This window comes from Novosphingobium sp., from assembly GCF_019748365.1.
In the GTDB taxonomy this organism is placed as follows: Bacteria; Pseudomonadota; Alphaproteobacteria; order Sphingomonadales; family Sphingomonadaceae; genus Novosphingobium.
Window position 1 is genome coordinate 1 of record NZ_JAIEPN010000023.1, and the last position, 6,590, is coordinate 6,590.

At 63.5% G+C, this 6,590-nt stretch carries 6 protein-coding genes and 1 pseudogene; 5 read left to right on the forward strand and 2 right to left on the reverse strand.

The window, feature by feature from the left end; genetic code table 11:
- The 5 genes and pseudogenes from K5Q19_RS03255 to K5Q19_RS03275 form a co-directional block, all read left to right on the forward strand.
- Positions 1-609, forward strand: a pseudogene (locus K5Q19_RS03255) (hypothetical protein); the annotation flags it as partial.
- Positions 606-1,181, forward strand: coding sequence for a bacteriochlorophyll 4-vinyl reductase (bchJ, locus tag K5Q19_RS03260; protein WP_292941122.1), 576 nt, complete (start codon positions 606-608; stop codon positions 1,179-1,181). The pseudogene K5Q19_RS03255 and the gene bchJ, both read left to right, overlap by 4 nt.
- A gap of 69 nt (positions 1,182-1,250) precedes the next feature.
- The gene (locus tag K5Q19_RS03265; RefSeq protein WP_292941124.1) at positions 1,251-2,426 is read left to right on the forward strand and encodes an iron-containing alcohol dehydrogenase; all 1,176 of its coding nucleotides are present in this window, start codon (positions 1,251-1,253) and stop codon (positions 2,424-2,426) included.
- On the forward strand, positions 2,426-3,100 hold the full coding sequence (locus K5Q19_RS03270; protein WP_292941126.1) for a TetR/AcrR family transcriptional regulator: 675 nt from the start codon (positions 2,426-2,428) through the stop codon (positions 3,098-3,100). The genes K5Q19_RS03265 and K5Q19_RS03270 overlap by 1 nt, the downstream gene beginning before the upstream one ends.
- Positions 3,093-4,709 carry an AMP-binding protein gene (locus K5Q19_RS03275; RefSeq protein WP_292941128.1) on the forward strand — a complete coding sequence of 539 codons (1,617 nt, stop codon included), beginning with the start codon at positions 3,093-3,095 and terminating at the stop codon, positions 4,707-4,709. Before K5Q19_RS03270 ends, K5Q19_RS03275 begins: the two co-directional genes overlap by 8 nt.
- 72 nt (positions 4,710-4,781) lie before the next feature.
- On the opposite strand, the gene K5Q19_RS03280 is transcribed toward K5Q19_RS03275, so the two are convergent.
- Together K5Q19_RS03280 and K5Q19_RS03285 are read right to left on the reverse strand one after the other, a co-directional pair.
- A complete protein-coding gene (locus K5Q19_RS03280; protein WP_292941130.1) occupies positions 4,782-5,126 on the reverse strand; it encodes a hypothetical protein in 345 nt (114 codons plus the stop codon).
- Positions 5,127-5,268: 142 nt separating this feature from the next.
- On the reverse strand, positions 5,269-6,590 hold a 1,322-nt coding region (locus K5Q19_RS03285), incomplete at its 5' end, for a TonB-dependent receptor (protein WP_292941132.1).

Genomic DNA, 6,590 nt, shown 5'->3' on the forward strand with positions numbered 1-6,590 from the left:
GAGACCTACCGCATGGCGATGGACTGGAAGCCGGACCTCGCCAACTGGTCGATGTACACGCCCTGGCCGTTCTCCAACCTGTTCGAGGAACTGGGCGACAAGGTCGAGATCCACGATTTCGACAAGTACAATTTCGTCACGCCGATCATCAAACCTGCCGCGATGGACCGGGCCGAACTGCTCGACCGGGTGATGAACAACTATCGCCGGTTCTACATGAGGAAGGCGCTGTTTTCCTATCCGTGGCAGGGGACGGGATACCGGCGGAAGTACCTGCTGGGGTGCCTCAAGGCGTTCCTCAAAGCCGGATTCCAGCGCACGTTCTATGATCTGGGCCGCGTGAACTACTGGGGGCCGCAATCGAAGAAGGGCGTCGATTTCAAGTTCGACCGGACGCGCACCAACCACCGCGCCGAGACGGGTGACTGGAAGGCGGCGGCGGAGACCAGCCGCAAGGCGGCGGCGCGCGAAGCGGTGGTCCACGAGGCGGCGGGCGTGATCAAGGCCTGTGGCGGCGGGACGGAGCAGCTGACCGACGAGGAAGCCGATGCGTTTGATATGGCGCCCACGCGCGAGGATGCGCCGGGGCGGAGCGGGGCGCATATATGAGCGTGCTGGCTGGAAAGGTCGGGCCGAACGCGATCATCCAGCTCGCTGATGTGCTGGCGGACCGGCTCGGGCTGGAGGAACGAGCGGCGGCGCTTCGGGCGGCGGGGCTGGCGCACTATCTCGCGCGCGATCCGGAGCGGATGACCGACGAGCGTGAAGCGGCGGCGCTGCATCTGGTAGTGCAGGCCCGCCAACCCCGCGACTGGGACGAGCTCTCATGGGAGGCGGGGGAGCGCACCGCCGAATATCTGCTGGCGCACCGCATTCCCAAGGGTGCGCAGTGGTTGCTGCGGCGCCTGCCAGCCGCATGGTCCGCGCTGTTGCTGCTGCGCTCGATCAAGGCCCATGCCTGGACTTTTGCCGGATCGGGCGACTTTTCGGCGCGGCTGGAGCGGGGCGTGGTAGTCATTTCCATCGCGGCCAATCCCATCGCCATGCCGGGCTGCCCCTGGCATCGCGGGGTGTTCACGCGGCTGTTCCGCGAACTGGTCAGCCCCCACGTGCTGGTGCGGCATGAGCATTGCTGCGCGCAAGGTGCGCCTGCCTGCAAATTCGTGATCGGTTGGATCTGATCGCCAGTTGACCCATATTCCATAATTGCTACCCTAGAGTATAAACAAAGCAATTATGGGAGAGCGGCGATGGTTACAGCCTCACAGGTCATGCTCACGGCAACCGAGCGCGTCACGCTCGGCGTTCCGGCGGCTGAAGCGGTGGCGCAGGAAGCGGCAGCGCGCGGGGCGAAGCGCGTGTTCATTCTCGCCAGCAGCTACCTCAACTGCCAGACGGACGAAATCCGCCGCATCGAGTCTGCGCTGGGCGACCGGCACGCGGCGACGCATGACGGCATCCAGCCGCACGCGCCGCGCAGCGATGTGCTGGCGGCGGCCAATGCTGCGCGCGCGGCGGGGGCGGATCTGGTCGTCACCGTCGGCGGTGGGTCCGTCACCGATGCGGGCAAGATCCTGCTGATCTGCCTCAAGCACAACATCACCACCGTGGAAGGCTTCGACGATTACCGCGTGCGGGTGGACGATACCGGCGCGATGGTGATCCCCGAGTTCGCCGGGCCGGACGTGCGCGCGATCTGCGTGCCGACGACGCTTTCGGGCGGCGAGTTCAATCCGCTCTCCGGCGCGACGGACGAGGCGATCAAGCTCAAGCAGGCCTATACCCAGCGCGAGATGGTGCCGGTCTGCGTCGTGCTCGATCCCGCGATCACGGTGCACACGCCCGAATGGCTGTGGCTCTCGACCGGTGTGCGCGCGGTCGATCACGCGACCGAGACGCTCGCCTCGTTCCTCTCCAACGACTTCTGCGACGGCATTGCCGACAGCGCGCTGCGGCTGCTGGCGGCGGGGCTCCCGGCGGTGAAGGCGGACCCGGCCGACCTCGATGCCCGGCTGAAGTGCCAGATCGGCGCGTGGCAATCGATGATCCCGATTATCGGCGGCGTGCCGATGGGCGCCAGCCATGCCATCGGCCACGTGCTCGGCGGCACTTGCGACGTGCCCCATGGCCATACTTCCTGCGTCATGTCGCCGTATGTGCAAGCGTTCAACGCGAGCGTGAATGGCGAGCGGCAGAAGCGCATCAGCGCGTGCCTCGGCGATCCCTCGAAGTCGGCTTCGGAACTGCTCGACAAGCTGATCCGCGGGCTCGGCATGCCGCGTAGCCTCAAGGAAGTCGGCGTCAGCGAGAACCAGCTTCAGCTCGTTTCCGAATACACGCTGGAGGATATCTGGGGCCGCACCAATCCCCGTCCGATCAAGACGGCGGCGGACGTGATGGAAATCTTGCGGACCGCGATGGGCTGATGCACACCCTTGCTCTCGCCACCGACATCGCGGACCTCATGGACAAGCCGAAGAAGAAGCGCGCCGCCTCGCAGCTCAAGGATGAAATCACCGCCTACAAGCGGCGGCGCATTCTGGAGGAAGCGAGCCATTTCTTCTTCCTCAACGGCTATGAGGCGACGACGCTGGATTCAGTGGCCGAGCAGCTCAATGTGACGAAGCCGTTCATCTACTCGTACTACAAAAACAAGGGCGAGCTGCTCTACGAGATCTGCCAGACGGGCATCCAGCTTTCGCTGACCGCACTGGAAGAGGCGCTCAGCGTGGAAGGCACGGCCAGCGAGCAGCTCAAGATCGTGGTCGAGCGCGTGGCGCGGATCATCATCGAGAACCAGCGCTATGTGACGGTCTATCTACGCGAGGAAAAGAGCCTCCTGCCCGAGGACGCGCGCCGCATCCGCGAACTGCGTCATGCCTTCGACACCAAGCTGGCCGCGCTGCTGGAAAAGGGCAAGCGGACGGGCGAATTCGATGTGCAGCACCCCTCGCGCACGGCGATCTGGGTCTCGGGCCTCTTGAGCTGGATCGCGCTGTGGTACCACGAGGGCGGGCGCTGGTCGGCCACCGAAGTCGTCATGGACGCGATCACCATGGTGCAGAAGATGGTCCAGCCGGCAGGAGCCCCGCATGCCTGACGGAAAGGGTCACAGCGATCCGCGCGTACTCGGTCGCCGTACCTGCGTGCTGCGCTATCTGCTTGATGATTTCGCCGCCTCGCAGCCGGATGCGGTCTATGCCGTGTTCGAGGATGGCGGGCAGTGGACTTATGCCGATTTGCGCGCGCTGGTCGTTGCCAAGGCGGCGGGCTTCCAGAAGCTTGGCGTGAAGCGCGGCGATCATGTCGCCGTGTGGCTGCCCAACGGGCGCGAAGCGCTGATCACGTTCTACGCGATAAATTACCTCGGCGGCGTCTTCGTGCCGTTCAACACCGCCTATCGCGGCTCGATCTTGGAGCATGTACTGGCCAATTCCGATGCCACCGTGCTGGTTGCCCATGGCGGCTTGCTCGACCGCCTGGAAGGCGCGGATACCGCTGCCGTGACGACCATCGTCCAGCTGGGCGAGGGCACCGCGCCCGCGCGCTTTGCCGTCCATATCTTTGAGGATGTGACCGGCGAGGAAGCCGATCTTGCGCCGCTGGACCGCCCCATCGAACCGTGGGACACCCAGTCTATCATCTATACTTCGGGCACCACCGGGCCTTCGAAGGGCGTGCTCTCGTCCTACCTCCACCTCTACACCAATGCCGGGCCGGAAAGCTGGCACTTTGTGACCGGCGCGGACCGCTATCTCGTCAACATGCCGATCTTCCATATCGGCGGCCTCGGCATTCCCTTTGTGATGCTGGCGCGCGGCGGTTCAATCGCGCTGATGGAGAACTTCTCCACCGACACGTTCTGGCACTTTGTGAAGCGCACCGGTTGCACCGTGGTGTTCCTGCTGGGCGTGATGGCAACCTTCCTGATCAAGCGCCCGCCGGGGCCGGAAGACCGCGATCACGGCGTGACCAAGGCGTTCATGGTGCCGCTGACCGAAGCGGCGGGCGAGTTCCACGAACGCTTCGGGATCGACGTCTACACCATCTTCAACATGACCGAGATTTCCTCGCCCGTCGTTTCCGAGCCCAATCCGGTAAAGCTGGGCACCTGCGGCAAGGTCCGCCCCGGGGTCGATGTGCGGCTGGTGGACGCGAACGATTGCGAAGTCCCCATCGGCACGGTGGGCGAGATGATCGTGCGAACTGACCGGCCCTGGGCGATGAACAGCGGCTATCACAAGAACCCGGAAGCGACTGCCAAGGCCTGGCGCAATGGCTGGTTCCATACGGGCGACGCGTTCCGCTGCGATGCGGAAGGGTATTTCTACTTCGTTGACCGAGTGAAGGACGCGATCCGCCGGCGCGGGGAAAACATTTCCTCGTTCGAGGTGGAGAGCGACGTGACAGCGCACCCCGATGTGCGCGAGGCGGCCGTGATCGGCGTGCCGAGCGAGTATTCCGAAGACGAGGTCATGGCGGTGATCGCCCCGGTACCCGGCGCGACCATCGACCCGGTGGCGCTCTCGGAATTCCTCGCGGCGCGGATGCCTTACTTCATGGTGCCACGCTATATCCGGATCATGCCCGAACTGCCCAAGACGCCGACGGCCAAGGTGATGAAGGCCGAACTGCGCGCGGCAGGGATCACGCCCGACACGTGGGACCGCGAGAAGGCGGGGATGCGGCTGAAGAAGGAACGGCTTTAGGGGGTAGGGTTGCGAAGAAAGTCACCGGTTTCCTGATGGTCTGATACGCTGAGTTCAGCACCGATCACCTGTTCACTCGTAACCGGAATGAGCTGTCGCGTAGTCGGCGGAGAGTTCTTTCATCCAGCGGCGATAGAGCGCAGCCTGATGCTTGCGGAAGGCATCGGCCATCCTCGGATCTGAAGCGTCGAAAGTCTTGCCAAACGACTTCTCGATTGAAGTTCGAGACCATGCCGCGAGTGATTTCTGGCAACGATCAATGGCCGTGCGAGCCTCTGGGATTGAAAGGCTGCGATATGGCAGCACGCTGGAGCGAATGCAGCTTGCTGCTTCGCTGATCGGTGCGGGCGAACTCGTCGAGCATGCCGCCAGCGTAACGCCGAGAATTGCTAGGCACACTCGATGGGCAGCTATCATGCCCATTGCTTATTTGGACGCTGGTTGGTTAGCAATCCCACTCCGCTCACCCTGAGCCTGTCGAAGGGTGCTGGCACTGAGACCAGCGCCAGATGCTTCGACAAGCTCAGCATGAGCGGGGTTAGGGGTGTGTTTCAGCCAATCAGAAATTCACCCCGAACGTCACGCCATAGGTACGCGGCGGGGCGACCGAGCCGACGCGGACGCTGCTGAACAGCGGGGCGGTGATGATGTTGTTGGTGATCACCAGCTTGTTGGCGAGGTTGCGGCCCCAGACATCGACATAGAACTTGTCGTTCGCCGGAGTGAAGCGCAGGCCGGCATTGATCAGGGCATAGGGCGCCTGCGTCGCGTCGGCGTTGTTGAACTCGGTGAAGAACACGCGGTCCTGCCAGTTCACTTCGGCGCGGGCGTTGAGCTTGCCGGCCGAACCGATGGGGATGTCGTAGTCTGCGCCGGCGCGGAACGAGAATTCCGGCGCGTTCTGCAGGCGGTTGCCCGCCACGCTGACCTGCTTGAAGCCCTGGCGGTAATCGCCGGTCACGAAATTGCGGTACTTGGCGTTGAGGTAGGTGCCGAACAGTTCGAGCGTGAGGCCCGGCAGCGGCTTGGCGCGCAGTTCCGCCTCGATGCCGTAGTTGCGGGCGGAGGCGGCGTTGACGGTGGTGACGACGCTGGTCGCATCGACGAAACCGACCTGCAGATCGGTGTAGTCCATGTAGAACGCGGCGAGATTGGCCTGCAGCTTGCGGTCTGCGGTCGCGGTCTTGAGGCCGACCTCGTAGCTCCACACATATTCGGGGTTGATCACATCGTTGCGCGAGCCGACGTTGATCACGCCCGATTTGAAGCCGCGCGTGACCGAGGCGTAGACCAGCGTGGCATCGTTCGCCTGATAGTTGAGCGTGACAGTGGGGGTGAAGGCGTTCCAGCTCCTCGCCTTGTCGGTGTTGACGCTGCCGAGGAAATCGAACGTGCCGACGCCCTTGCGCTTTTCATGGCTGAAGCGGCCGCCCGCGGTGATCTTGAACTTGTCGGTGAGCGCGTAGGTGCCTTGCGCATAGAAGCCGAGCGCGTCGATCGTGACAGTGCCGCTCTGCAGGTAGTTGAGGCTGTCGAACGCGTTATCCGGCGTCTCTGCCGGAGCCTGCCCGATAAGCTTGAGCAGGACGGCGAGGTTGGTCAGCGGCACGCGCACTTCGCCGAAGAGCTTCTCGTGGAAGTACATCGCGCCGAACAGCAGATCGAGCTTGTCGGTCTTGTAGTGGCCGACCAGCTCCTGGCTGAAGGTCTTGCTGTCTTCGATGTAGTTGTTCTGGCCGAACATGTTGGCATCGGACGCGTCGAGGTCATCGCGGTTGAAGCGGTTGAACTTGTGGTAGGACGTGATGTCAACACCGGGATAAAAACGGGCCAGGCACCGGTTTAAAAAGGGGCCAGTTGGGTTGAATAAAAAGCCCCATG

Bases quoted from the DNA above. Each gene is read 5' to 3' on its own strand.
- bchJ (WP_292941122.1), top strand. From the start codon at position 606: ATGAGCGTGCTGGCTGGAAAGGTCGGGCCGAACGCGATCATCCAGCTC.
- K5Q19_RS03265 (WP_292941124.1), top strand. From the start codon at position 1,251: ATGGTTACAGCCTCACAGGTCATGCTCACGGCAACCGAGCGCGTCACG.
- K5Q19_RS03270 (WP_292941126.1), top strand. From the start codon at position 2,426: ATGCACACCCTTGCTCTCGCCACCGACATCGCGGACCTCATGGACAAG.
- K5Q19_RS03275 (WP_292941128.1), top strand. From the start codon at position 3,093: ATGCCTGACGGAAAGGGTCACAGCGATCCGCGCGTACTCGGTCGCCGT.
- K5Q19_RS03280 (WP_292941130.1), bottom strand. From the start codon at position 5,126: ATGATAGCTGCCCATCGAGTGTGCCTAGCAATTCTCGGCGTTACGCTG.